The organism is Pseudomonas khavaziana (genome assembly GCF_036704165.1).
In the GTDB taxonomy this organism is placed as follows: domain Bacteria; phylum Pseudomonadota; class Gammaproteobacteria; order Pseudomonadales; family Pseudomonadaceae; genus Aquipseudomonas; species Aquipseudomonas khavaziana.
The window spans coordinates 2,990,009-3,015,362 of record NZ_CP129946.1 but is presented as its reverse complement, the minus strand read 5'-3'; the positions used below and the strand labels follow the sequence as shown (position 1 = coordinate 3,015,362).

General features: G+C 59.5%; 18 protein-coding genes. 10 read left to right on the top strand and 8 right to left on the bottom strand.

Annotated features, from left to right (window positions below; genetic code table 11):
• Positions 1-24: 24 nt before the first annotated feature.
• A complete protein-coding gene (locus tag QYQ93_RS13290; RefSeq protein WP_338477160.1) occupies positions 25-2,085 on the bottom strand; it encodes a hypothetical protein in 2,061 nt (686 codons plus the stop codon).
• Positions 2,086-2,229: 144 nt separating this feature from the next.
• Entirely contained in the window at positions 2,230-4,206 is a 1,977-nt protein-coding gene (locus QYQ93_RS13285) for a hypothetical protein (protein ID WP_043050720.1), read from the bottom strand.
• 244 nt (positions 4,207-4,450) lie between these two features.
• Here QYQ93_RS13285 and QYQ93_RS13280 point away from each other — a divergent pair, with 244 nt between their 5' ends.
• The 5 genes from QYQ93_RS13280 to QYQ93_RS13260 all read left to right on the top strand — a co-directional run bounded on the left by QYQ93_RS13280 (position 4,451) and on the right by QYQ93_RS13260 (position 9,624).
• Positions 4,451-5,512, top strand: coding sequence for a LacI family DNA-binding transcriptional regulator (locus QYQ93_RS13280; protein ID WP_338477159.1), 1,062 nt, complete (start codon positions 4,451-4,453; stop codon positions 5,510-5,512).
• Positions 5,513-5,595: 83 nt separating this feature from the next.
• A complete protein-coding gene (locus QYQ93_RS13275) occupies positions 5,596-6,378 on the top strand; it encodes a sugar phosphate isomerase/epimerase family protein (RefSeq protein WP_043050719.1) in 783 nt (260 codons plus the stop codon).
• On the top strand, positions 6,371-7,312 hold the full coding sequence (locus QYQ93_RS13270) for a sugar kinase (RefSeq protein WP_043050718.1): 942 nt from the start codon (positions 6,371-6,373) through the stop codon (positions 7,310-7,312). The genes QYQ93_RS13275 and QYQ93_RS13270 overlap by 8 nt, the downstream gene beginning before the upstream one ends.
• A gap of 45 nt (positions 7,313-7,357) precedes the next feature.
• Positions 7,358-8,650, top strand: coding sequence for an MFS transporter (locus QYQ93_RS13265; protein WP_338477158.1), 1,293 nt, complete (start codon positions 7,358-7,360; stop codon positions 8,648-8,650).
• Complete coding sequence (locus QYQ93_RS13260) at positions 8,647-9,624, top strand: NAD(P)-dependent oxidoreductase (RefSeq protein WP_338477157.1); 978 nt, start codon at positions 8,647-8,649, stop codon at positions 9,622-9,624. The genes QYQ93_RS13265 and QYQ93_RS13260 overlap by 4 nt, the downstream gene beginning before the upstream one ends.
• Positions 9,625-9,937: 313 nt before the next feature.
• Here QYQ93_RS13260 and QYQ93_RS13255 read toward each other — a convergent pair whose 3' ends face one another.
• The 3 genes from QYQ93_RS13255 to QYQ93_RS13245 form a co-directional block, all read right to left on the bottom strand.
• On the bottom strand, positions 9,938-11,269 hold the full coding sequence (locus QYQ93_RS13255) for an IS110 family transposase (protein ID WP_338475978.1): 1,332 nt from the start codon (positions 11,267-11,269) through the stop codon (positions 9,938-9,940).
• Positions 11,270-11,533: 264 nt separating this feature from the next.
• A complete protein-coding gene (locus QYQ93_RS13250) occupies positions 11,534-12,226 on the bottom strand; it encodes a hypothetical protein (RefSeq protein ID WP_338477156.1) in 693 nt (230 codons plus the stop codon).
• 158 nt (positions 12,227-12,384) lie between these two features.
• Complete coding sequence (locus QYQ93_RS13245; RefSeq protein ID WP_338477155.1) at positions 12,385-14,010, bottom strand: methyl-accepting chemotaxis protein; 1,626 nt, start codon at positions 14,008-14,010, stop codon at positions 12,385-12,387.
• Between the two features lie 232 nt (positions 14,011-14,242).
• On the opposite strand from QYQ93_RS13245, the gene QYQ93_RS13240 reads away from it, so the two are divergent.
• Both QYQ93_RS13240 and QYQ93_RS13235 read left to right on the top strand, forming a co-directional pair.
• Positions 14,243-15,673, top strand: a complete 1,431-nt coding sequence (locus QYQ93_RS13240; protein WP_043050714.1) for a nucleobase:cation symporter-2 family protein — start codon at positions 14,243-14,245, stop codon at positions 15,671-15,673.
• Positions 15,674-15,686: 13 nt separating this feature from the next.
• Complete coding sequence (locus QYQ93_RS13235) at positions 15,687-16,148, top strand: LEA type 2 family protein (protein ID WP_043050713.1); 462 nt, start codon at positions 15,687-15,689, stop codon at positions 16,146-16,148.
• 165 nt (positions 16,149-16,313) lie between these two features.
• Here QYQ93_RS13235 and QYQ93_RS13230 read toward each other — a convergent pair whose 3' ends face one another.
• A complete protein-coding gene (locus QYQ93_RS13230; protein WP_338477154.1) occupies positions 16,314-17,240 on the bottom strand; it encodes a carbon-nitrogen hydrolase family protein in 927 nt (308 codons plus the stop codon).
• Positions 17,241-17,330: 90 nt separating this feature from the next.
• On the opposite strand from QYQ93_RS13230, the gene QYQ93_RS13225 reads away from it, so the two are divergent.
• A complete protein-coding gene (locus QYQ93_RS13225; RefSeq protein ID WP_338477153.1) occupies positions 17,331-18,251 on the top strand; it encodes a LysR family transcriptional regulator in 921 nt (306 codons plus the stop codon).
• Here the strand turns inward: QYQ93_RS13225 and QYQ93_RS13220 are convergent.
• The gene (locus QYQ93_RS13220) at positions 18,223-18,477 is read right to left on the bottom strand and encodes a hypothetical protein (RefSeq protein ID WP_003190904.1); all 255 of its coding nucleotides are present in this window, start codon (positions 18,475-18,477) and stop codon (positions 18,223-18,225) included. The two genes, QYQ93_RS13225 and QYQ93_RS13220, sit on opposite strands and share 29 nt — an antisense overlap.
• A gap of 164 nt (positions 18,478-18,641) precedes the next feature.
• Between QYQ93_RS13220 and QYQ93_RS13215 the strand changes: the two genes are divergently transcribed.
• Entirely contained in the window at positions 18,642-18,962 is a 321-nt protein-coding gene (locus tag QYQ93_RS13215; RefSeq protein ID WP_043050710.1) for a DUF883 family protein, read from the top strand.
• Positions 18,963-19,003: 41 nt separating this feature from the next.
• On the opposite strand, the gene QYQ93_RS13210 is transcribed toward QYQ93_RS13215, so the two are convergent.
• Positions 19,004-20,038, bottom strand: a complete 1,035-nt coding sequence (locus QYQ93_RS13210) for an Ldh family oxidoreductase (RefSeq protein WP_338477152.1) — start codon at positions 20,036-20,038, stop codon at positions 19,004-19,006.
• 170 nt (positions 20,039-20,208) lie between these two features.
• Here QYQ93_RS13210 and QYQ93_RS13205 point away from each other — a divergent pair, with 170 nt between their 5' ends.
• Entirely contained in the window at positions 20,209-25,347 is a 5,139-nt protein-coding gene (locus QYQ93_RS13205; RefSeq protein WP_338477151.1) for a dermonecrotic toxin domain-containing protein, read from the top strand.
• The last annotated feature ends 7 nt before the right edge of the window (positions 25,348-25,354 follow it).

Genomic DNA, 25,354 nt, shown 5'->3' with positions numbered 1-25,354 from the left:
TGGCTGCTCCCTGGCTGTTTGGGCTCAAGGGGCCGGGGGTACCGGGGTGTTGTCACAGTAGGCGGGAGAAGCTCCGGACTTGACCGAGCGTGACCGATGCAAGGCGTCACTCGATGTTAGAGGCCCCGTTGGCAATTGAATGGTGTAGTTGATCCTTGCCGACCCCATGAGCCGTACGCCTAAGTGTGGCTGAATCGTCTTCATGAGAGTGGAGAAAGATTCCAGGATCACCTCAAACCCCAGCGCGATCATCGGGCCGGTCAACGGGGGGGAGTCCTTGAACCCTACGGATGCAGGCACTGGAGTCGTACCTGCGTCATCACTGTAGCCTTGCCAGTTCACCCGGACCACCATGGTCGGCTCAAACAAGTCCGACGGCGGAATAAATACAGTGATATTCCCGTCCGCATTCAAAGGCCTGATGGTATTACAGTTGATCACACCTGGAGGGCCGCCAGCCATCTCCAGATTACGCACCTCGGGCATCGAAAGGGCCAGGACATTGGCCTGTACGTCCACCGAGGTCACCGGCGACTCCTGCCGATTCGTACCTAGCCCCGTATCGATTGTGTAATGCACCTGTTTCAGAGGCGGTGCATTACCATGCTTGGCGATCAGCGCCCATGGAATCTGCAGCGGCGGGGTGACCGGCTGGTCGGCAACCCCGCCCGTAATCTGCCGGGTGGCGGCGAGCTCTCCTTCGTACCAGAGCCGGATGAAAAAGTCCTCGGTATCAGGGGTCGGGCTCTCATCCCACAATGTGAGATGGGCATTGGCCGGCCGATTGGCGTGTTCCGGCAAGAGCTCGTTGTCTGCACCCTCTACACCGCTGGCATCTACCCCCTTGACCACGATCGGATTCAAGTTGGTATTCGTCAGGTCCGGAGGATCGGTAGGGGTCGGCCCGACCACGTATAGATTCAAATTGATGATTGTCGCCGGCGCAGGCGGATAGGTTACGGATCGACGCTTGACGACGTAAGTGATCGTCAACTGTAAATCACCTGTCGACGCACCATAGAGCCTTTGCAAAATATGGAATGGAACAGCAATGGGCACTGGAAAACTCGTACCGCCCAATGAAGTGCCTTCAATGGTTTCAGTAGCGATGCTGGTCGACAGCGTGACGTCAAAGACATCACCGTCATTTCCCCGCTGAGGATTGTCGTAAGCGGGAATTCTGACAATCATTCCCTGGTCAATGGACGCGTCGGCCCGATCGAAGCGGTTATCACCCGGGAACGCCCTGCCGATCAAGGGCTGCTTCAGATTAGCCGGGGCAGGTAGCAGGGCCACATCCAGCCGCAATGAGGAGGAAAGCCGGCTGATATTGAGCGAGGCGTCCAGTAACTCATACTGAAGCGGGTTGAAGGCGTCCGGCCCTGCCTGGACGACACTCTTAGGCAATGGAAACCTCAAGTCCGTCACGGGCCAAAACACGTTGGTAGAGGAAGGATCAGGTAGATAGGGATCATCGGACTCGCCATAATAAAGCCGCATCATGTCACCCGGCGCACGGTCGACATAATCCGGAATTGAAAAAAACAACCGATCATTGGGAGGTGGCGGAAAATCAGCTTCTTCAATTGGCAGTGTCAAGCCTGCCGGTAGGATAGGCGCTGGTGGACGATTTGGAGATAATGAGTACGGCGCTTCTGTATCAACAATCAAGCGCATTTCGGCCGATTCGCTGGTGTTACCTGTACGTTGGATAAACACATCGTACTTGATATCCCAGTGACCCGGCGGGCGCCTGCCTCGGGCGATGTTCGTCGTTGCATAGCTTTGTGGTAATGCCGCATCGAAAAAGGCAGTGAACTCTATGAACCGCTCGCCATACTCAGCAGCATCTACCGGCTTTATAAACACTCTTACTAAGTCCTGACTTGAGTTATCTACACTATAGTCTTCCCATCGCGGTATTCGCAGCTCCAGTTCTTCGGACAGCGCCTGCTCCCGATAAATCAAACCTGGAAACCCCGGAATAAAATCAACTTCTGGGGCTTCCAACTGTGACGAAACGACTGACGACGGGTTAACAGCCGATTTTAAATTGGCAAAATAGTTACGCGTTTTCTTGTTCATCATTGATCTCCAATAGCCACACTATGGGTGACGAACAACAGCAAAAACTGTTCGTTTAACCCTATTCAGTTAGCACTACCATTTCCTTAGCAGAAGCATCGGGTGCCCGACATATTTCGGACGTTTCGCCCTGCACTCATGTAATCACTTTTTCTCTACCAGCGTAGGCACGCCGTCACTTGTACAACTGATGATATCGCCGGCCTCGCAATACCCGCCTGCGGGGTATGCCAGGTCAACCCTGAAGCGCCGGAGTGTCGACTCACCAATTTTGTACCTGCCGCGCCACACCTCATACCAAGCTTGGGCAGTGCTGACATGGCGTAACGAATACACGACCGGATCGAACGGACTTACAATAAAGTCCAGCCCATGCACCAAATCGGTTGGCGTTTCGAATTTCTTGACTTCATTAAACCTGCTTGCGTCCACCACTGGCTCATCCCAACCATTATTGTTATAGCCATGGGTAAAAAACCGAACTTCATCGCCCAGCTCAAAGTCACCATGGGACACCACTTTCCAAGTGACACCCATGAATATTTGCGGGGATGAACAGCATGTAAGATATGTGTTGGTTCCACCAATAAGCGTATGTTGTATCAGCGGCGTCGGATAGCTGATCAGCGGTCCCGTATTGACATCGACATATGTATTTCCCGACTGTTGCTGATTCACCCCATTATCGGTGATGTAATACACCGGCAACGCCGAATCGATGATGCCCTCCATGACGGCCCACGGAATAACACTGGAAAATACCAACTGGCCTGCGACTTCCCCGACTTGTACTGTCTTGGTCGCCACCGGTCCGATGCCATTCCAAAAAAACCGCAGTAGCTGGCCTGGCTGTGGATCCTCATAAAGAAACACGCGGGCACGCGCCCCGACATCCTGATCTCGATGATCGACCACATTGGTCTCATCTGACACCAGGCCGCGCACCTCGGCCAAGGGTAAATCAGGGTTAAGCAACGCGGGGGCGCCTGTATGGTCTTGCCCGGCAACCCTGAAGTCCTGTCGGATACGCCGAACATATGAAGGGTATGCCGCCAGGCCTCGGATGATCTCATAACGTACCCGGATCTCCTCTGCCACCAAGTCGGGTGCTGGCCCGCGCATGACCAACCATGGAACCGAAACCTCTGTCACGACGCCATCCAGCACCGGCACATCATCGACAGGTCGCTCGTCCCAAAATACCCGGACGTGATCACCGTCGGCCCAATTGGCATACGGGTCAATCAGCACCACCACCCCAGCCCGCGCGTCGTCGCGCTTGATGAGATTGTCGTCGTAGGCCGGCGGCTTGATGGCGGGTGCTGGTAGAGGTACAACCGGGCGTGTTATCAGATCCACGACAAACGGTAAACCAGCACTACGTGTACTGAAGTTACCCACCTCGTCGAACACCTGATAAAAGATATAGGCCGGTCCATTGTTCAGGCGAAGAAAGGCGGCAGCTGCCAACTCGACGACCAGGGGGGCTGAGGCGCTTACCAGTATATATTCGCCATCTGGGGCGGCGGCAGCCGGGTTCGGACTATTGGATAGAAAAAGCTCAATACGATCATTGTCATCGCGCCCCCGGAAAGGCGGAAGATTGAAGCGTACCGGATCGTTGTTTGCCAGATAGGTTTCGTCGACACCTGTGGTGGGTGGGTTCACGAAACTGAGTTGGTCATCTGGCCGGAGCAGTTCCGGCGATTCCATATCAATGGTTAAGGTGACCTTCGGGTCAAGCTCGCTGGGTTGCCCCTCCGAGTCGATCACTCGATAGAACAGTTCTACAGGACCTGAGCGCTCTCTGAGCATGCTCAACGGCACGTGCATTTCTACATACGCAGGCAGCGGGGGTGGCGGAGCATCGATGAGCTTCAGGTCGGCCTGCCTTTCGGTACCGTCACGCAGCCATAAAAGCTGCACCCTGTGAGGTGTGTCCAGCGGCTCGGGTGCAGGGAGCCACATAGGTATCCTGACCAGTAGGGGTGCGAGCATTAGCGAAACCGGAACCAGACCTCTGGGGTCGAGCGGATCGACGCCGGGGATGTCCATGGGCTCCAGCGCGAGAACGTCTCCACTGTATGCTCCATGCATTTGAGTCGGTTTTGAAATGGACATGCTCTTTCCTCTGCCTATGGCACGCAACCCAAACCTCTATTCCTAGTCACGCTGTGGAAAAGTAAACGCCAATCGCATCTTTCTGGATACTGTCAGAATTAACAGGTGGAACGTGCCATTCGTCGGCTGCGCCAGCGTGCAGGTTCGCCTGAAAACCGAAGATTAACTTGACGCACTCCTATAGTTGGTGTTCCCTGAAACCGGTTTCATCAGCACTCCCAATTCCAATAAGAAAGGCTCTACCGTGACTCCATTTTCCGCCGCCCAGCGCAGCCGCGTGACCATGCTTGACGTTGCCGAACGCGCCGGAGTGTCCAAGGCCAGCGTGTCGCGCTTCATCGGCGATGACCGCGCCCTGCTCTCCGATGCCATTGCCCTGCGTATCGAGCAGGCCATTGATGAACTCGGTTACCGTCCCAACCAGATGGCCCGCGGCCTCAAGCGCGGACGCACGCGCCTGATCGGTATGCTGGTGGCCGATATCCGTAACCCCTATTCCATTGCCGTTATGCACGGCGTCGAAACCGCCTGCCGCCAGCACGGCTACAGCCTGGTGGTGTGTAACACCGACCGCGATGACGAGCAGGAGCGCCAGCACCTGGCGGCGCTGCGTTCGTACAATATCGAAGGGCTGATCGTGAACACCCTAGGCCACCACCTCGACCAGCTATTGGAACTGCAACGGGAAATGCCCCTGGTGCTGGTCGACCGCAAGGTCGAGCCCTTGCACAGTGACCTGGTGGGCCTGGATAACCCGGCGGCGGTGCGTATCGCGGTGGAACATCTTGAACAGCAGGGCTACCGCGATGTGCTGCTGGTGAGCGAGACCACCGATGGCACCAGCTCACGGTTGGAGCGCCTGGAGAGTTTCAAGGCCGAGATTGCCCGGCGCCCAGGCTTGACCGGTGCCGTGGTTGAATTGGATGACGAACTGGAAAGCCGCCTGCAGACCTTTTTGGCCAAGCCCGGCCCCAAGGCGCTTTTTTGCGCCAACGGTGTTGCTGCGCTGGCCTGCACACGTGCGCTCAAGGCGTTGGGCTGCGAGCTGTTCGGCGAGGTCGGTCTGATCGCCCTGGATGACCTGGACTGGTACCCGCTGGTGGGAACCGGCATCACCGCCCTCGCCCAGCCGACGCAGGCAATTGGCGCCAGCGCTTTCGACTGCTTGCTCAAGCGCCTGCGCGGCGACACGGCACCAGCCCGCACCCTGGATTTCTTGCCCGAGCTGATTGTTCGCGGCTCCACCCAGCTCCCTGTGGGAGGGGGATTGCTCCCGATGGCGGTATGCCCGTCAGCTTATCTTTAGCTGACCCACTGCTCTCGGGAGCAAGCCCCCTCCCACATTTGTTCTGCACATGAAAATGAAACCGGTTTCAGAGGTAAACAACAATGCATAAATACCCCGTCTCCATCAGTCTTTCCAGCTACGGCGCCGAGCTTGTGCGCCAGCAGGGCCAATTGAGTTTTGTCGCGCTGCTCAGCGCAGCCGGCGCCCAACGCATCGAATGGCGTGAAGAATTGCTGACCAACGAACACCCCGCCACTTTGGCCCAGGCCGCCGCCGAGCAGGGCCTTTACAGCGTGTTTTCGTCGCCCCTGGAACTCTGGGTCGCCGGCCGGGCCCAGCCCAATGCCGAACTCGCTGCAACCCTGGACCGCGCCCAGGCGTTCGGGTCGGGCTGGCTGAAAGTCTCCCTCGGTTACTTCACCGACACCAACGACCTGGAAAGCCTGCACGCCCTGCTCAATCGCCACCCGGTCAAGCTGCTGGTGGAAAACGACCAGACCCTGCACGGCGGGCGCATTGAACCGATGCAGCGGTTTTTCACCGAAGTCGAACGCCTGGGCCTGCCGGTGAAGATGACTTTCGACATCGGCAACTGGCAGTGGCAGGACCAATCCGCGCTCACCGCCGCACGCCTGCTGGGCCGGCATGTGGATTACCTGCACTGCAAGGCCGTGGCCCGTCGCCCGGACGGTAAGCTGGTGGCCTTGCCGCCCGGCGCCACCGACCTGCATCTATGGGAACAACTGCTCAAGCACATGACTCAAGGTATTACCCGGGCGGTGGAATTTCCATTGCAGGGCGATGACTTGATCGAGGTCACCGCGCAGCAGGTCGCCACCCTCGCCCACCTTGGCCAACCCCGTGTGGAGAATGCCCATGTCTGAGATCGATATCCTGTCGTTTGGTGAAACCATGGCGATGTTTGTCGCCGAGCAGACCGGCGACCTGGCCCAGGTCGGGCAGTTCCACAAGCGCATTGCCGGCGCCGACAGCAATGTCGCCATTGGTTTGTCGCGCCTGGGGTTCAACGTCGCCTGGTTGAGCCGGGTGGGTAACGACTCTCTCGGGCGTTTTGTGGTCGAGACGCTGAGCAAGGAGGGGCTCGATTGCCGTCATGTTGCGGTCGATCCACTGCACCCCACTGGTTTTCAGCTCAAGTCCCGTGAAGAAGCCGGCGCAGATCCCCAGGTCGAGTACTTCCGCAGAGGCTCGGCGGCCAGTCATTTGTCCATCGCCGATATCAGCCCCGCGCTGCTTCAAGCCCGTCATCTGCACGCCACCGGGATTCCACCGGCATTGTCGGATGCCACCCGTGAACTGTCCTTCGAGCTGATGACGCAGATGCGCAAGGCCGGACGCAGCGTGTCCTTCGACCCGAACCTGCGTCCCTCCCTATGGGCCAGCCAGGCGCAGATGATCCGCGACATCAACGCCCTCGCCGGCCTGGCCGACTGGGTATTGCCCGGCCTGAGTGAGGGTCGCCTGCTCACCGGCTTCGACGACCCTGCCGACATCGCCGCGTTCTACCTCGACCAGGGCGCAGAAGCCGTGGCGATCAAGCTCGGCCCCGACGGCGCCTATTACCGCACCCACATGGACCAGGGCTTTGTCGCTGCCGTCAAGGTGGAAGCAGTGGTGGACACCGTCGGCGCCGGCGATGGTTTTGCCGTGGGCATGATCAGCGCCCTGCTGGAAAACTCAAGCTTTCCCGAGGCGGTGCAGCGCGGTAACTGGATCGGCAGCCGCGCCGTGCAGAGTCGTGGCGATATGGAAGGCTTGCCCAGCCGCAGCGAACTGCCCACACGATCCGTTGCTTGACCCATTACCTGTTGCCACAACTACAACAAGCTCAGGAGCAACCCCATGGAAACCGTGAAACTCGCCACCCGCCGCTGGTGGTACATCATGCCCATCGTTTTTATCACCTACAGCCTGGCCTACCTGGACCGCGCCAACTATGGCTTTGCCGCCGCCTCCGGGATGGCCGAAGACCTGATGATCACACCGGGCATGTCATCGCTGCTCGGTGCACTGTTTTTTCTTGGCTACTTTTTCTTCCAGGTACCCGGGGCGATCTATGCGCAGAAGCGCAGCGTCAAGAAACTGATCTTCGTCAGCCTGATCCTCTGGGGCGGCCTGGCGACCCTGACCGGCGTAGTGTCTAACGCCTATATGCTGATCGCCATCCGCTTCATGCTCGGGGTCGTCGAAGCGGCGGTGATGCCGGCAATGCTGGTGTACCTGTGCCACTGGTTCACCCGTGCCGAACGCTCGCGGGCCAATACCTTCCTGATCCTCGGCAACCCGGTGACCATGCTGTGGATGTCGGTGGTCTCGGGCTACCTGGTGCAGCATTTCAGCTGGCGCTGGATGTTTATCATCGAAGGCCTGCCGGCGGTGTTGTGGGCGTTTATCTGGTGGAAACTGGCGGATGAAAAACCCGCCGACGCCAAGTGGCTCAGTGAACAGCATAAAAAAGACCTGGAAACCGCCCTCGCCGCCGAACAGGTGGGGATCAAGGCGGTGAAGAACTACGCCGAGGCGTTCCGCTCGCCCAAGGTGATCATCCTCGCCCTGCAATTCTTCTGCTGGAGCATCGGCGTGTATGGCTTTGTGCTGTGGCTGCCGTCGATCCTCAAGGCCGGCTTGCAAATGGACATGGTCGAAGCCGGCTGGCTCTCGGCGCTGCCGTACCTGGCAGCGGTGATCGGCATGCTGGTGGTGTCCTGGGGCTCGGACAAGCTGCAAAAGCGTAAGCGCTTTGTGTGGCCACCGCTGTTGATCGCGTCCATCGCCTTCTACGCGTCCTACATGTTGGGCGCGGAACATTTCTGGTGGTCCTACACCCTGCTGGTGATCGCCGGGGCGTGCATGTATGCACCCTACGGCCCGTTCTTCGCCATCGTCCCGGAAATCCTGCCGGCCAACGTCGCCGGTGGCGCCATGGCGCTGATCAACAGCATGGGCGCGCTGGGCTCGTTCGGCGGCTCTTACCTGGTGGGCTACCTCAACAGCAGCACCGGCTCGCCCGGCGCTTCGTACCTGTTGATGAGCGGCGCGTTGCTGCTGTCGGTGGTGCTGACGATTTTCCTCAAGCCCGGCGCGAGTGACCGCTCGCCGGTGCCAACCCTGGAGTTGAAGGTAAAAACCTCATGAAAAAGTCTGTTGTGTTGTACAAGAAACTCTCCGCGCCGCTGATGGCCCGCCTGCATGAGCAGGCCGAGGTCACGCTGATCGATGCACTGGATGAGACCGGCCTGGCCAAACTGCGTGATGCACTGCCCAGCGCCCATGGTCTGTTGGGTGCAAGCCTGCGCCTGGATGCCCGGTTGCTCGACCTGGCACCCAAGCTGGAAGCCGTGGCCAGCGTCTCGGTCGGGGTCGACAACTACGACATCGACTACCTGACCCAACGCGGCATCCTGCTCAGCAACACCCCGGATGTACTCACCGAAACCACCGCCGACACCGGCTTTGCCCTGATCCTGGCGACCGCCCGGCGTGTGGTCGAGCTGGCCGACATGGTGCGTGCCGGCCAGTGGAACAAGAACATCGGCCCGGCGCATTTCGGCAGCGATGTGCATGGCAAGACGTTGGGTATCATCGGCATGGGCCGCATCGGCGAAGCCTTGGCCCAGCGCGGGCATTTTGGCTTCGGCATGCCGGTGATCTACCACAGCCATTCGCCCAAACCGGCGGTGGAGGCGCGCTTTGGCGCGCAGTACCGAAGCCTCCAGGACTTGCTCAAAGAGGCGGATTTTGTCTGCCTGACCCTGCCGCTGACCGCTGAAACCGAGAAGCTGATTGGCGCCGAAGAGTTCGCGCTGATGGGGCCGGAGACGATCTTTATCAATATCTCGCGAGGCAAGGTGTTGGACGAGGCTGCGCTGGTCGATGCGTTGAAGCAGCGCACTATCCGGGCGGCGGGATTGGATGTGTTCGAGAAAGAACCGCTCAGCCACGACTCGCCGTTGCTGCGTTTGAACAACGTGGTGGCGACGCCGCATATCGGCTCGGCCACCCATGAGACGCGGGAGGCGATGGCCAAGTGTGCGGTGGATAATCTGCTGCAGGCCTTGTCGGGTAAGCGGCCAAAAAACTTGGTGAACACGGCTGTCTGGAAACAGTGAACCCATGTGGGAGGGGCGGTGCGACGATTCGACTTGCCCCCGATGGCGGTGGGTCAGCCAGCTTATCTGTCACTGCCCCACCGCCATCGAGGGCAAGCCCTCTCCCACATTTGCCCTGCGTCGCCTGATCGATATGGCCTAACCGCGCACTGGATTGCCTGTACCCAAACCCACTGACACACCATGCCTCCTGTGGGAGGGGGCTTGCTCCCGATAGCGGTGGGTCAGCCAACATCAATGTTTGATGGGCTGACGTCTTCGCGGGCCCCCTCTTATCAAACATAAAATAACCCATTGTTTTTGCTCTTAAAATTTAAGCCGCTTTTACCAACTGCAGTCCCATCTTGCGTGCCTTGCGTTCCAAGGCGCGCATCTGCCGGCCACGGCTTCTTTCTTCGAATTCCGCGATACCTTTTTCAACGTAGGGTTGGCCCTTGGTCAGCATTGCGTAAATCAACCGTGCCAGTTGGTGCGCTGTCGCCTTGATTGCGCAGCAGGTATCCATCCGGGTTAGGCGCGCCCGATGGCTTGCGCCGATAAAGCTTTTGTCGTTGCGTGCGATAGAAGCGGCTTGCTTCAAAGCCTGCGCAGCTCGGTTAATCACGGTTACAGATTTTCCAGGCAAGGTTTTTCCTCCTGAAATACGCGTTGGCGGCGCGAGGCCCAGCCACGAACAAAAGTGCTGCGAGGTCGGAAACTTTGATAAATCCGGTCCCAGTTCACTGGCCAAGACCAAAGCAGTATCGATGCCGATAGTAGGAATTGCGGTTAAATCCACCCCCATCACTTTGTTCAGCGCTCGATGCAGGATCAATTGCTGCTCATTCGAGCGGTGTGGATTGCGCAGCGTTTTAGCCGGGCACACGACCTCGTTTTGAAGAACAGGCAAGCGTTCAAGCGTAAAAGCGATGGCTTGGTCGCACTCACCAATCTGTTTTTCCAGGAAGTCATAAGCCGCCAGCTCTTGACTCAGTGCATGCAGATGCTCAGCTCGCCAATTACCCCGCAAACTACGAGCGACGGTGGCTTGATCGGCTTTAACACGCTTGTCTCTAAGCATTGCCAGCACTTCGGGATCGCGCTCGCCATTAACAATTGCCCGCAAAATGCTCATGCCCGTCACGCCTGCGATGTTACTGATGACTTGAGCCAGTTGGATGTTCATCTGGACTAAAGCCTTTTGCATCCGGTTGAGAGCTTTGGCTTGATCGCGCACCTTATTGCCACGCTGACGGACCAGTGAGCGTAATGAACACACGTCGTCCGAAGGACGAAAAGCACCTCTCAACAGGCCATGCGTCATGAGCTGAAGAATCCACTGACAATCCAGTACATCGGACTTGCGTCCGGTTATCTGCCGCGTCGCGCGGGAGTTAACGAGGTAGACCTCAAAGCCTCGTCTATCGAGTATTTCGAAGAGCGGGATCCAATAAACGCCGGTCGCCTCCATCGCCACCACCTTGACTCCCATGGACTCAAACCAATCGGCCATGGCATGCAAATCATCGGTGAAGGTTGAAAATCGTTTAACCGGCTCATCGCATTTCGTCGGATCAACAGCGGCCAAATGCTCACGCCCGCCCACATCAACAGCACCGCAGTCGGGATGGATAACCTCAAAACGTTTTTGGTTCTTGCGCGTCATGACAATTCCTCGCAGGATTGAACGACGCGGGCGGGGTACACGGTGGCGAGCGGATTCACTCTCTTATACGTGGTCACAGCTTGCTGTGCCGACAATGACTCCACGCCGATACCGTGCAGGCCACTCTCCCACTCGGGTGCTGACACACCAGTGCTGGCTACGGCCTTTGCCCCGCACGCGTTCTTCAACCTTACGATGAACCAGTTTGATGCGCGACAGCGCTATGTCGAAGACTTAGTGGGGCCTCCCACATTTGATTGCATTTCAAATATCGACCTCAAGTGACGATGATCGAGAGCGCCGACTCACGTTGCCTGCTAGATCCATTAGCTCGTAATAAAATAGAAATCGCCCAGGCCCTGTACTACGTATGACAGTGGCTGTCAGGAGGTAGGTGTTACCGAATTCCCTCAGCGGCACGGTTTCCAAAGGAACGCCGTCGGACCAGTCCCAATAAAGTCTCATGGTGTCTCCTGGCGCCCAACCCTCTGGATCCTCAAACGAAAACAACACCCCGCCGTTATCATCAAGATAAATGGATGTGACTTTACCATCGGGTAAATCAGCAGGAGGTCTGGGTGCTGGTGGCGCTCCAGATGAGTAATGAGGCGTGAAATCGATGATGAACTGCTTTTTAGGCGACGGCTGGGCTCCATTGAGCTGCTGTCTCAGATGATGAACACCTTCTGTGGCGAAACGAATGGGGAGGATGAACTCAAACGGTGGACTCTCAGGCCCTATGTCATGCTCAATCGTTCTATTAAAGATAGGCGTTGGCGCGTCATCTATTAGAACGCTAAGCACATCATTTCTAAATGCTTGATTAACTTTGCATTCAAATTGAAAGCCTTTTCTTGCATCAACGACGGAAATCAACCCCTCCGGGTTCAACTCTCCAGGAATACCAGGCGCCGGCAGTAATTCTTCAGAGCCTTTTTGATTCTCTGCGGAAACCATACTCCACCTCATCTTTGTGGATTGAATGATGTCCCGAGTAATACCGCCCGCTGTACGGTAGCGTCTACTGTCAACATTGACAGGTAGTGCCCAGCAGCGGCCAGTTCAGCGAACTATCAAAACCGGCCACTGACAGAGATGTTTGCCTGCCTTTCAGGTCAGATAACGAACCGCGCCACCATCCCATTCAAATCCACCGCCAACCTCGACAGTTCATGGCTGGCTGCGCTGGTCTGGTTGGCGCCCGCCGCCGACTGGGTGGCCAGGTCGCGGATGTTGACCAGGTTGCGGTCCACTTCGCGGGAGACCTGGGCCTGTTCTTCCGAGGCGCTGGCAATCACCAGGTTGCGTTCGTTGATCAGGCTGATGGACTGGGTGATCTGCTCCAGGGCCACGCCGGCAGCCCGGGCCATTTCCAGGGTGGCCTGGGTGCGTTGGTTGCTTTGCTGCATGGACTGCACGGCTTCACCGGTGCCGTTCTGGATGCCGGCGACCATCTTCTCGATTTCCTGGGTAGACTGCGCGGTGCGATGGGCCAGGGCCCGCACTTCATCGGCAACCACCGCAAAGCCGCGCCCGGCCTCACCCGCGCGGGCGGCTTCAATCGCGGCGTTGAGCGCCAGCAGGTTGGTCTGCTCGGCAATCGCGCGGATCACGTCGAGGACCTTGCCGATATCCCGGCCTTGAGTTGCCAGGCCTTCGATCATCACAGCGGTGTTTTGCACATCCTGGGTCATGGTCTGGATCGCGCCGACGGTGTCCATCACGCGGTCGCGGCCATCGCGCGCCGCCTGGTTGGACTGCCCGGAGGCCTCGGAGGTGGAGACAGCATTACGCGCCACTTCTTCTACCGCTGCGGTCATCTCGTTGACCGCCGTGGCGGCCTGGTCGATCTCATTGTTCTGTTGCTGCAGGCCGCGGGAGGCCTCCTCGGTCACCGCACTCAGCTCTTCTGCCGCCGAAGCCAGCTGCGTGGCTGAGCCGGCGATATGCTGGATGGTCTGGCGCAGGTTGGCCTGCATGCTCGACAAGGCACTGAGCAAGCGCGCAGGTTCATCCTTGCCATCGTCCGCGAAGGTTTTGCTGAGGTTGCCGGCGGCAATGGTTTCGGCAACTTCCACGGCTTTACGCAATGGCGTGACGATGCTGCGGGTCAGCAGCCAGGCCAACAGCACGGTAAGCAATGCGGCCACCACCGACACCGCCACCACGCCGGTGATTGCGCCCTCGTAACTTTGCCCAGCCGCCGCGTCAGCGGTTTTCGCATCGGCGGCATTGAGGGCGATCAGCTTGTTCAACTGCTCGCCCATCTGGTCGGTGCCGTCCTTGATGCGGCTGTTGATCAGTGCGCGCATTTCATCGACCTTGCCTTGCTTGGACAGCACCAGCATGTCGGCCTGGGCCTTCAGGTAGTTATCCAGCGTCACGCTGAAGGTCTTGTACATCACTGCCTCTTGCTCGCCCATCGGCAACTGGACGTAATGGGCCTGGGCAGCCTTGACCTTGTCGGTCAGCACGCCGATGCGGGTTTCGGCCTCTTGCAGGGCAGCCGGTTCTCGATTGACCAACACCCGGAACGACAGGATGCGCATGCGCAGTACGTTTTCAGTGATGTTGCCCAGGGACGTCACGCTGGGCAACTGGGTCGCGCTCATGTCCACGGAAGACTGCCGGATCTGCGTCATGCGGCTGACCGCAAACACCCCCAGGATGACCACCAACACTGCAATGAAGGCAAAACCGAGAAACGCTCGAGGGGCGATATTCAGATGACGAAGGGACATAGGGCTGCTCTCAGAAGTAGTGTTTGCGAGCATCCCTGCCGCGAAACGATCCGTCAGCGTCAACGCACTGCCAGACCTTGGTCACCACTGTTGTCGTTGTAATGTGGGCCTATATTCACTATCGGCCGGGGCCGGGGTTTTGCGCAGGGGCTTTATTAATATTTTTTTACACTTCTGACGGCTGGCGGTTTCTGGCATTCTTCGCCTCCATTTTCCGACCCGAGCCATCATTTTGTCTGACGCTCAAGCCCCCCGCCCGCGCTATAAATCCGATCTGATCTATGGCCTGGAAGACCGCCCGCACTTCACCGCCGCGATATTTGCCGCCCTGCAGCACGTCTTGGCCAGTTTCGTCGGCATCATCACCCCGACCCTGATCGTCGGCGGCGTACTCGGCCTGGAAAGCGAGGTGCCCTATCTGGTGAGCATGGCGTTGTTTGTCTCGGGGCTCGGCACCTTCGTGCAGGCGCGTACATTCGGGCCGGTGGGCTCGGGCCTGTTGTGCCTGCAAGGCACCAGTTTTTCGTTTATCAGCGTGATTCTCAGCGCCGGCTTCATGGTCAAGGCCCGGGGCGGCGGCACCGATGAAATCCTGTCGACGATCTTTGGCATTTGCTTTTTCGCTGCGTTTATCGAGGTGGTGCTGAGCCAATTTATCGGCAAGCTGCGCAAGCTGATTACCCCGGTGGTCACCGGCACCATCATTACCCTGATGGGTCTGTCGCTGATCAAGGTGGCCGTCACCGACATGGCCGGTGGCTATGGCGCCGGCGACCTCGGCGCCGCGGGCAATATGGGCCTGGCGGCGCTGGTGCTGCTGACCATCGTGGTTCTCAACCGGTTCAGCAACCCGTTCCTGCGCCTGGGTTCGATCGTGATCGGCCTGAGCCTGGGTTTCTTTGTCGCGTGGTGGCTGGGCCGGGTCGACATGGCCGCCCTGCCCCAGGTGCCGCTGATCAGCGTGCCGGTGCCGTTCAAGTACGGGTTCTCGTTCGACTGGGTGGCGTTTATCCCAGTGGCGGTGATCTTCCTGATTTCGCCCCTGGAAGCCGCCGGTGACCTGACTGCCAACTCGATGATTTCCCAGCAACCGGTCAAGGGCCCGCTGTATATCAAGCGCATCAAGTCCGGCCTGCTGGCCGACGGCCTCAACTCGGCGATGGCTGCTACTTTCAACAGCCTGCCGATGGTGACCTTCGCCCAGAACAATGGCGTGATCCAATTGACCGGCGTGGCCAGCCGCTACGTGGCGTATTTTATCGCCGGCCTGCTGGTGCTGCTGGGGCTGTTCCCGATGATCGGCGCGGTGCTGCAACTGATGCCCAAGCCGGTACTGGGCGGCGCCACCCTGATCATGTTCGGCACCGTGGCCGTGGCCGGGATCAAGATCCTCGCCGAAGCCGGCCTGCACCGGCGCAATGTACTGATCGTGGCAATCTCCCTGGGCATGGGCCTGGGCGTTGCCGCCGTACCGGAAGTACTGCGCGACCTGCCCAAGGCGCTGCACAACATCTTCGAGTCGCCGATCACCGTGGGCGCGTTCTGTGCAATCCTGCTGAACATTTTCCTGCCCGAAGAGTTCATAGAGCTGGAAGAAGATGAATTCGATCCGGAGTCCTCTACCCTCAAGGTCATGCAAGACCCGGACGTCACGAAACAATAGGAGCACCTTTCATATGCGCAAGCTCATGGTTCTATCGCTGTTGCTGCTGACCTTGAGCGCCTGCGCGCTGTTCCCCAACCGGGACCCGGTCAATATCAACGTCGTGGGCATCGAGCCGCTGCAAAGCCAGGACCTGGAAGTACGCTTCGCGGTGAAGCTGCGGGTGCAGAACCCCAATGAAACGGCAATCGACTACAACGGCGTTGCCCTGGATCTGGAAGTCAATGGCCGACCGTTGGCGTCCGGGGTAAGTGACCAGGCCGGCAGCATCCCACGTTTCTCCGAAACGGTGCTGATGGTGCCGGTCAGCGTTTCGGCGTTTTCGGTGTTGCGCCAGACCCTGGGCCTGAGCCAGACCCAAAGCCTGAATAACCTGCCCTACGTGCTGCGTGGCAAACTGGCGGGCGGGTTGTTCGGCACCATGCGCTTTGTAGAGCGTGGCACCCTGGATTTGCCCAATACCGCCACCTGGTGATGCGAGAAAGATCTGATCCAAATCCGCGAATGCTGAAGATCAACTGTAGGAGCGAGCTTGCTCGCGAAAAACGTCAACGATAACGCGTGTTTCCTGAACAAACGCAGCGCCTGTGGGTTTTTCGCGAGCAAGCTCGCGCCTACAAAAGCCTTGGTTTGACCCGGTTCAATCAGTGATGTAGCGAACGCCGGGCTTGGCGCGTTCGTCCACGGTCAGTTCAAAAATATCCGGCCGGGCGTAGTGCCCCACCACGTCATAGTCGTAGCGTGCGCGCACCAAATCATCCGTATCGATCTGCGCCGTCAACAAACCCGCCTCTCCCAGCAATGGCCCAGCCAGAATGTCACCCATGGGCCCGACAATCACGCTGCCGCCGGCAATCAACGGGCGATCTGCGGGCCAGTTGGCCACCTCGACACCCAATGCCTCTGGCGATGCCTGCACCTGGCAGGCACTCACGACAAAACAGCGCCCTTCATGGGCGACATGGCGCATGCTCACCTGCCACATCTCGCGCTCGTCTACCGTGGGCGCACACCACACCTGCACCCCTTTGGCGTACATGGCGGTACGCAGCAGCGGCATCATGTTTTCCCAGCACACTGCGCCGCCGATACGTCCAACTGCCGCGTCGATCACCGGCAGCGTCGATCCATCGCCTTTGCCCCAGATCAGCCGTTCGGTACCGGTCGGCATCAACTTGCGATGCTTGGCAACCAGGCCACTCGACGGTTCGAAATACAACACTGTGCAATACAGCGTGCTGCCACTGCGCTCGATCACCCCGAGCACCAGGCTGGCACCGGTACGTGCCGACAACCCGGCCAGTGCTTCGGTCTCCACGCCCGGCACGTCGATGGCATTGGCAAAATATCGCGCAAAGGCTTCACGCCCTTTGGGCAGGCGATAACCCAATTGCGTACCGAAGCTTTCGCCCTTGGGATAGCCGCCCAACAGCGCCTCGGGCATGACCACCAACTGTGCGCCACTGCGCACAATCTCATCTTCAAAAGTCAGGATCTGCGCGAGGGTTTCAGCCTTGCCACTGGGCAAGGAACCGATTTGCAAGGCAGCGACGATAGAAACAGGCATCAGGATCACTCCAATAGTGGGGGTTGCCCATTCTCCAGCCAGGTTCGATCATGAATAAAGCCCACTCCAGTGCTAAATGATATGAGCCAAATGAATATCGCCCAGGTCGACCTTAACCTGCTGAAAACCTTCGAAGCCCTGCATGACGAGTCCAGCGCCAGCCGCGCAGCGCTGCGCCTGGGGGTGACGCAATCGGCGATCAGTGCCGGCTTGCGGCGTTTGCGTGAGTTGTATGGCGATCCGTTGTTCATCCGCACCGGGCGCGGCCTGGCCCCGACGTTGCGCGCCAATCAGTTGAAACCGGTGATCAGCGAGGCGCTGGATCGCTGTCGGCAGAGCCTGGCGATGATCAACCCGGATAACCAGCACTACGAGGGGCGCTCGGTGGTCCTGGGGCTGTCCGACGACTTCGAGATTGCCTACGGCCGTCGACTGATGGACGCCATGGCCCAGCGCCTGCCGAAACTGCGGGTGATCTTTCGCCAGACCCACAGCCAGATCGTCGCCGACGCCCTGCTTGACCGCAACCTGGACCTGGCCATCACCGCCGGCGGCTTTGCCGAGCGCAGGCTGAGCCGACAGGTATTGGGAGAAGGTAATTATCGCTGCCTGGTAGACCCGCCCAGCCTGGCACCTGACCAGCAACGTATCGACCTTGAGGAGTTCGTCTTGCGGGAACATGTGCTGGTGTCGTCAGGCGGGTTTATCGGCATAACCGACGAAGGCTTGGCAGCGCTGGGCTTGAGCCGCCAGGTGTGCGCGTCTACCAGCCACTTCGCCGCGCTGCCGTATCTGCTCAAGGGCAGTTCGGCGGTGGCGACGATTCCTGGGCATGCAGCCCAAGCCATTGCACAGATGACCGGCCTGCGCGTACTACCCTGCCCTCTGGCGTTGCCGCGCTACCCGGTGGAGCTGGGCTGGCGCACCCAGGCCCAGCTTGATCCGCTGTTGCTCAAGGTGCGCGAGGCGGTTGTGGCGTGCTTTACTTCGCCGCCGCCATCAACTTGTTGACTTCACTGCGCACCATGTTGGAAAACTCCGGCGGCGACATGCCGTCCAGTTCGGCACGCACCCATTCGGCCCACTTACCCTTGCGCTTGGCGCGCTCGCCAAACAACCGCGCGGCCTCGCCCTTGGCCTTGCCCAGGTTGGTTTGCCACAGGTCATAGAGGCGGGACTTTTCATCTTCCAGCTCGGCGCGTTCGGCGAGGGTCTTGTTGGCGAGATTGAAGCTCATATTGAATTACCTGCTGCACAAATAAGTGACATCTTACACTGTAGGTCTAAGGTTCCCGATCCGGATTTTGCCGCAGTTGAACGCCCGGGAAAATAACTGCAACTTTTGCCGCTGCCCGACACTCCATTGTTCACTGTCACATTCACCTGCAAGGAGTCACCCCAATGGCCCGCAAAACCGCCGCCCAAGCTGTCGAAGAACAAATCAAGGACCAAGCCTTCAGCGAATTGACCGCGCTGATCGAAGAGTCGGACAAGTTGCTCAAAAGCAGCGCTTCCCTGGTGGGCGAAGAAGGTGAAACCCTGCGCGAGCAGGTCGCCATCAAGCTCAAGCAAGCCCTGGACTCGCTGTCCAGCGTGCGTGAACGCAGCAAGCCGGTGGTCGATGCCACCGAGACCTATATCGGTGGTCACCCATGGCAGACCGTGGCGATCTCCGCCGGTTTCGGCCTGGTGGTCGGCCTGTTGCTGGGTCGCCGCAACTGATCCATGGCGTGGCAGCGGCCTTCCGCTGCCACGCCCTTGTTTCAACCCGCCAGCTCGCGCAACTGCTGCAGCACCTCCACCTCCAACATAATCCCCTCCTGCAAAGACTTCGTCCGCGTGCGATGCCGCCGGTCTCCCGGCAACCGCCGCAGTCCCGCCGCATGCATCTGCCGCACCAGTTCCTGGCTACGCTCGGCGAAGCCCTGCCCTGCCGTTTTGGCCGGATCGATGACGATCAGCAACTGGCCGGTCCAGGGTGTGCGGGCGCCGGGGTGGTTGGACCAATCGAACTCAAAGGAAAAGTTGCCACCAGTCAGCGCCGCCGCCAGCAGTTCGACCATCATCGACAAGGCCGAGCCCTTGTGCCCGCCGAACGGCAGCAGCGCGCCACCTTCCAGGATGGCCTTGGGGTCCTGGGTCGGCTGGCCCAGGCTGTCGACCCCGGTGCCCAGGGGCAAGCGCTCGCCCTTGCGTGCGGCAATTTGCACATCGCCATGGGCGATGGCGCTGGTGGCCAGGTCAAACACAATCGGCGGGCCATCGGCGCGGGGCGCGGCAAACGCAATCGGGTTGGTACCGAACAGCGGACGATCCGCGCCGTGGGGCACCACGCAGGTCATGCTGTTGACCACGCTGAGCGCCACCAGGCCTTCTTCGGCGAAGGGCTCCACATCCGGCCACAGCGCGGCGAAGTGGTGGGAATTGCGAATCGCCAGCAAGGCGATCCCGGCGTTGCGGGCCTTCTCTACCAACAAGCTGCGCGCCGCCGCCAGGGCCGGTTGGGCGAAGCCGTTATTGGCATCCACCCGTACAAATCCGGAGGCGATATCCTCTACCACCGGCACCGCCTTGCCGCTGACCCAGCCACTGCCGAGCGTCGAGACATACCCGGGAATACGGAACACCCCATGGCTATGGGCGCCGTCACGTTCAGCGCTGGCACAATTATGCGCGAGCACCAAAGCCACTTCGGGCGACGTGCCATGCCGGACAAATACCTGTTGTAGCAAGGTCACCAGTTCGGTGAACGGGATCGAGGTTGAAGCCGTGGCAACTGTCGGAGACTGTGCAGACATTTGAAGCTCCGTTTTTATGATTGGAAGGGGCAACGAATGGATATCCAGGCCGTCGATTAAACACCACGCACGGCGCTCGCTGTCAACTTACGACGTGACTCAATAGTTACCCCCGCCTGGCACAACGCGCTGCCTACCCTGGTTTTCCTTATTCACGCTGGAGCCAGGCCATGACCCGCGTCACCCCGCCGTATTTTTTCGATGAATTCCTGCAACCCGTCAATCGCTCGACACTGAGCGAGCGCGAACGCGCCCTGGGGCTGACGGTCAAGGATCTGGAATGGCTGCACGGGGTGTATTACGCCAGCGATGCCGGCCGCCAGGATACGCGCCTGCAAAGCCCGCCCATGCGTGTCGAAAAGCTGCTGATCAAGGTCACGGGCAAAACCGCGATCCCGCTGGCCGGTGCGTTCCTGATGAGCTCCAGCCCGGACGGTAACAAGGCCCTGCTGTACACCCCTTATGGCGGTATCCAGGTGTTTGACAGCCATGCCACGCTGCTCGCCGAGGTCAGCCAGGCACTGGCCGACCCGGTGCAGCGTGTCGACTTGCTCTGTTTTCTGTCGGTTGCCCAGCGCAACAGCCTGACGGTGGGCACGGCCATGACGCTGACGACCACATTGGTCGAAGGTGCCGTCATGGAAGACCAGGAACAAACCCTGCAGGCCTGCCAGCAGGCCAACGTACACGCCATGCTGGCGCACCTGCAGAAAACCCCCACCCTGTCCGGTATGCTCGACACCCTGCTCGGTATCATGGCCCACCCGTATTTCCCTGGCCTGGATCAACGTGATACGCGGGTCAACTGCTTCATGCAAAGCCCCACGGATGCCGAGCGACACTGGACCGACTCCCTGCCGCTACGTGAAGCGCTCCTGCTGTTCTATGTGAAGCATGCCTGGCCCTCGGGGCAAACCCGCGAGTTCTTCAACCCCAAACATGTCACCACCGACTTCACCACAGCCCAGTTGCAACAAGACCGCGAGCGCTGGGAGCACCTCGTCGAACAGACCTCCGGCACGCTGTCCAAACTGCTCGACAGCCTGCTGCAGACCTACTGGAACGAAGACATCGGCGGCGGCACCTCGCGTCTGGAACTGTTTGCGCAAGTCATGGCAGACAAATTTCGCCTCGATGTACTGCTCAAGCGCCAGGCCGGCATCCTCAGCGCCGACGAGAGTCACATGCTCCAGGCCATGTTCCTCAGCGACCAGGGTGCTCGCAGCGCCTACGCCGCCAACCTGAGCGTGGAAAAAGTGCGTGTCTACGCGCCCTACCAGCACTACGTGGAACTGGCCAGCACCCTGATGCTGCATGAAAACCACGCCTACCTTTACACCCAGTCCCGGGGCCTGCAGGTACTCGAAGACCTGGATGACCTCAAAGACACGCTGTTGAGCATGCTCAAGGCGGCCGGGCACGAAGATGAATTGCTCAATTTCCTGTCCCTGGACGAGCGCAACACCTTTATCGGTCTTGACCAGATCAATATTGCCGCGCATCCCGTTACCGGGCATGTGTTCACCGGCATGATCGAAGACATCGCCGCCAAGCAGATCAGTAATATGGACCATGCCCTGGGCCTCTACCGCAGCAGCGCCGGCCAGGTGGACGCGGATGCCTTGCTCGATTACGCCCTGGACGTGCGCAGCATGCTCGACAATCGCCTGGCCGACCTGGAAACCGACGGGCGCTGGAGCGTGCACCCCGTGACCAGCGGTAATGGCCGCCCTTCGACCGTGCAGGCTGAACGGGCCAAGCTGCACCTGCAACGCCTGCAAGCTGCCGAGCAAGGATTGGACATCGAACGCGCCCGGCACCCGACATTGCGCAGCATGGTAGCCCTGGCCCTGGACACGGAACTGCAAAAGCGACACCTGGACCTTAAGGCCGATGAGGTTTATGTCAATACCTATGCCTCTCGCGCCCAGCAGCGCGAAGAACGCATGCCCCTTTCGTCCTTGAGCATGGTTGAGCACTTCATCGAACGCCTGGGCGAGGAATATGGTCCGCTGCCGGTGTCTTCCAGGACCGGTTTCTACAAAAAACACGACCAGGGTGTGGCCGAACAGCTCAATAGCATCAGTCTGAAGGTTTTTAACAACCTCATCGAACAGGTATTGAAGGTCTTTGCCGGTCACGAGATGCGCGAGCTGCCGCGCCTGTTCCTGGAAAACATCCGGGATAAACACACGCACTCAATGCTGCTTGGCCTGCGCAGCGAGGCCGAACTGCGACTGCTGGGTAAATTCCTGCCGGCGCGCAGCCACGCCATTCTCGATGCGGTGTTGCGCACCGACAGCCTGGTGCGCCTGACCCGTCACGGGATCAACGGCTTTCTCCCGGATGCCTTTGCACTGGCCTTGCAGCAGGGCACGTCCGAGGCGCTGCTGCCACTGCCCAACCTGTTTGTACTGACCGAACGTGGCGGCCTGGACCCGAGGCACTCGGGCCAGGCAACCCTGTGGACGCCCCGGCGTGGCCATGAGGTATTTCCGTCGGTCACAGCCCTGCGCGAGACACTTACCCGGCGCCTGGCGCATCCGGTCAAACGCCTCTCGCTGCTGGAGAACCTGTCGTTTTCCCAACGCGTGCCTCACCGGGAATACCGGCTGGGGCCACTGCAACGCATTGACGATAACCTGCTGGACAATCGCCTGGACAGCTACGGCGACTATGTCATGGACGCGGTGGATCATCTGCTGGCCATGGACTTGCCGGCGCGCGCGGTGCAGGACCGCCTGGATGCGCTGCTGGAGACTCCGGCGCCCACCAACCTGGCGCGCGCCAAGGCGCTGGCCGAAGCCATGATCACCCAGCAGGCCCTGCCCGTCTGGCTGGCAATGGCGCCGGCCAAGGAGCAGATCCACCATGCCGAACTGCTGGAGCAATACCACAACAGCGCCCCGCAGGAAGAAGACTACCTGCATGGCATCACCACCATTCGCGAACATACCTTCGCTGCCCTGCTGGAGCTGCTCCAGGCACGCTTTCCCAAACAGACCATCAGCCCCGATAACGTGCTGATTCCCGTGCACCAGGCCCTCGATATCCACGACTACAGCCTGACCGACTTTGCCTTGCGCCACTGGCCCGACCTGAACAGCCAGATTATCCGCCCGCGCTCGCGCACCGCCACTCCGTTGCCAGACACACTCGATGCCACCGCAGTGATCCAGATGGTTCGGCAGCTGGACTTGAAATCGGTCTACCAGAAGCGATTACAAACCGCGCTGGACACCCGCACCGAGGCCGCCCGCACACGCCGGCGCCGGTTCTGCCGACAACTGCCATGGCAGGTGTTGCAGTACGCCCACGAGCAACAGTTGCAAGAACGCCTGTCGGCCCAGGCATTGGGCTGGGTCCGGCAGGTATTCGATATGCCTGACGCCCTGGCCCGCGCGGCATTGGAGGGCGCCTCGGCGCTGATCCGGCCCGTGGAACTGGTCGCGACCGAAGGGGCCACTGCCGCCAAGGTACTGGGCATGTACCTGATCAACGCCGACAGCCAGCAGGCCGGCCCCGTGGTGCTGTATGCGCCCTACAGCGAACACCATGTGCTCAAGCAATACGCCAGCGAACAAGCGCTGCTGGATGAATTGGAGCGACCGGGCGAACTGCAGGACTGGGTCCTCCAGCACTTGGAAGACCCACACCAGGCCGTTTACCGCAACTTGCTGCACAACCACCGTTATCGCCCATCAGATATCCAACTGGCTACCTCTCCAGTTACCGGTAACCTGCTGCACTACCTGTTCAGTGAAAACACCCTGATCCTGCTCAGGATGCTCGCCGGCCAATTCGAACACGGGGCCCAGTTGCTCTGGGATAAGGTGGTCGCTCTGCTCGGCAAGGGTATTCCCACGGCAGTGCACTTCATGGCAGGCAAACTCGCCTATCCGCTGGTGGTGTGGCGCAGCTACAAACTGGTCAAGCGCTCAATGGAAGCGCTGCAATTGCACCAATGGAAAGCCGCGATGAAGAGCTTCATCCTGGCCGTGGTGCAGATGGCCTCGCTGTACAGCGAGCTTGACGGCAGCGAAACCCCGCCACCCGATGAGGCAGACGTGGTCGACCTGCCGGAGGGCAAACTGCCGGCGGCCACCACCCACGACACCCTGGACATCACCGCCGCTTCACGTACGCGGTTGCAGCCTTTTGAGACCCACGACGTCGCCCTGCAGGACCTTGCGCTGGACATGTCCACCCATGTCTACACGGACAAGACCAGCGTCCAAGGCTATGTACCGCTGGCCGGCAAGGTGTACCCGGTAAAGAAAACCAAAGACCAGTGGCGTCTGGACAGCGACGATCAACACGGCCCCTATGTAGGCCGTAACTCGGAGGGTAGATGGGTGTTGGACCTGAGCGTGCATAAACCGCGCTTCGGCCAAGCCTGGACGCACCATAAAACACTACGGGCCGAAAGACGCGACATCAACATTCAAGCACGGGGCATGCGTGAGATTGCCGCCGTGTCCAGCTGGAAAGCCCAGGCCATCGACGAAGCATTGAATGTGGCGACGTACTACGCCGTTAACTGCAAGCGCAACCTCCAGCTGTTTGCCACCCTGCGTTCCCCTGATAGCCGGGTTGGCCTGTTTCTGTGCGAGCTGTTCGGCGCTCTCAACCTGAGCCCGGACCACGTCAAGAAAATCGACACCATCATCGACGGGATACTTGATGAGTTAAGCGACCCCACGTTGACCGGCCCTGACTCGATGCGTTTTATCATCGGCGACAGCCTGGCCGACCCCACCAATGAATACGCCATGGTGCTGGTCAACGACAGCGAACGCAAAGTGTATCTGTTCGACCGCTTCTTCGATCCAAACCTGACCGATTACGTGAACAGGCTCAGCGTGCCCTTCGATATGGTGGCCCACGCCAGGGCCTCTACGCTGATCCATGAACTGACGCACCTGCGGTTCAAAACCGCGGACATCGCCTACCTACGCTGCGTAGAACCATTTCGCGACCTGATCGACACGGCCAAGCCCGGCGCCCAGGCGGTGAAGACCCGCCAGGATGATTTGCAAACCACAGCACTGTCCACCCTGACGCCCGAACGGATACTGTTCAAGACCTGGGATGACATTTCGAACACCTGGGAGGATTACGGTTTTTTCACCACGACCCATTACCTCAAGCGCAAAGTCTTGAGTGCTACCGGGGCCAAGACCCTGGCGGAGGCGCGGCAGGTCTTCATGAGTAATATCGATAAACGTATCGACGTCATTCTCTCCAACGCCGATTCAGTTGCCTACCTGGTCACACACTTGGGGCGCATGCTGGATGCGGGGGCCTGAGCGGCCC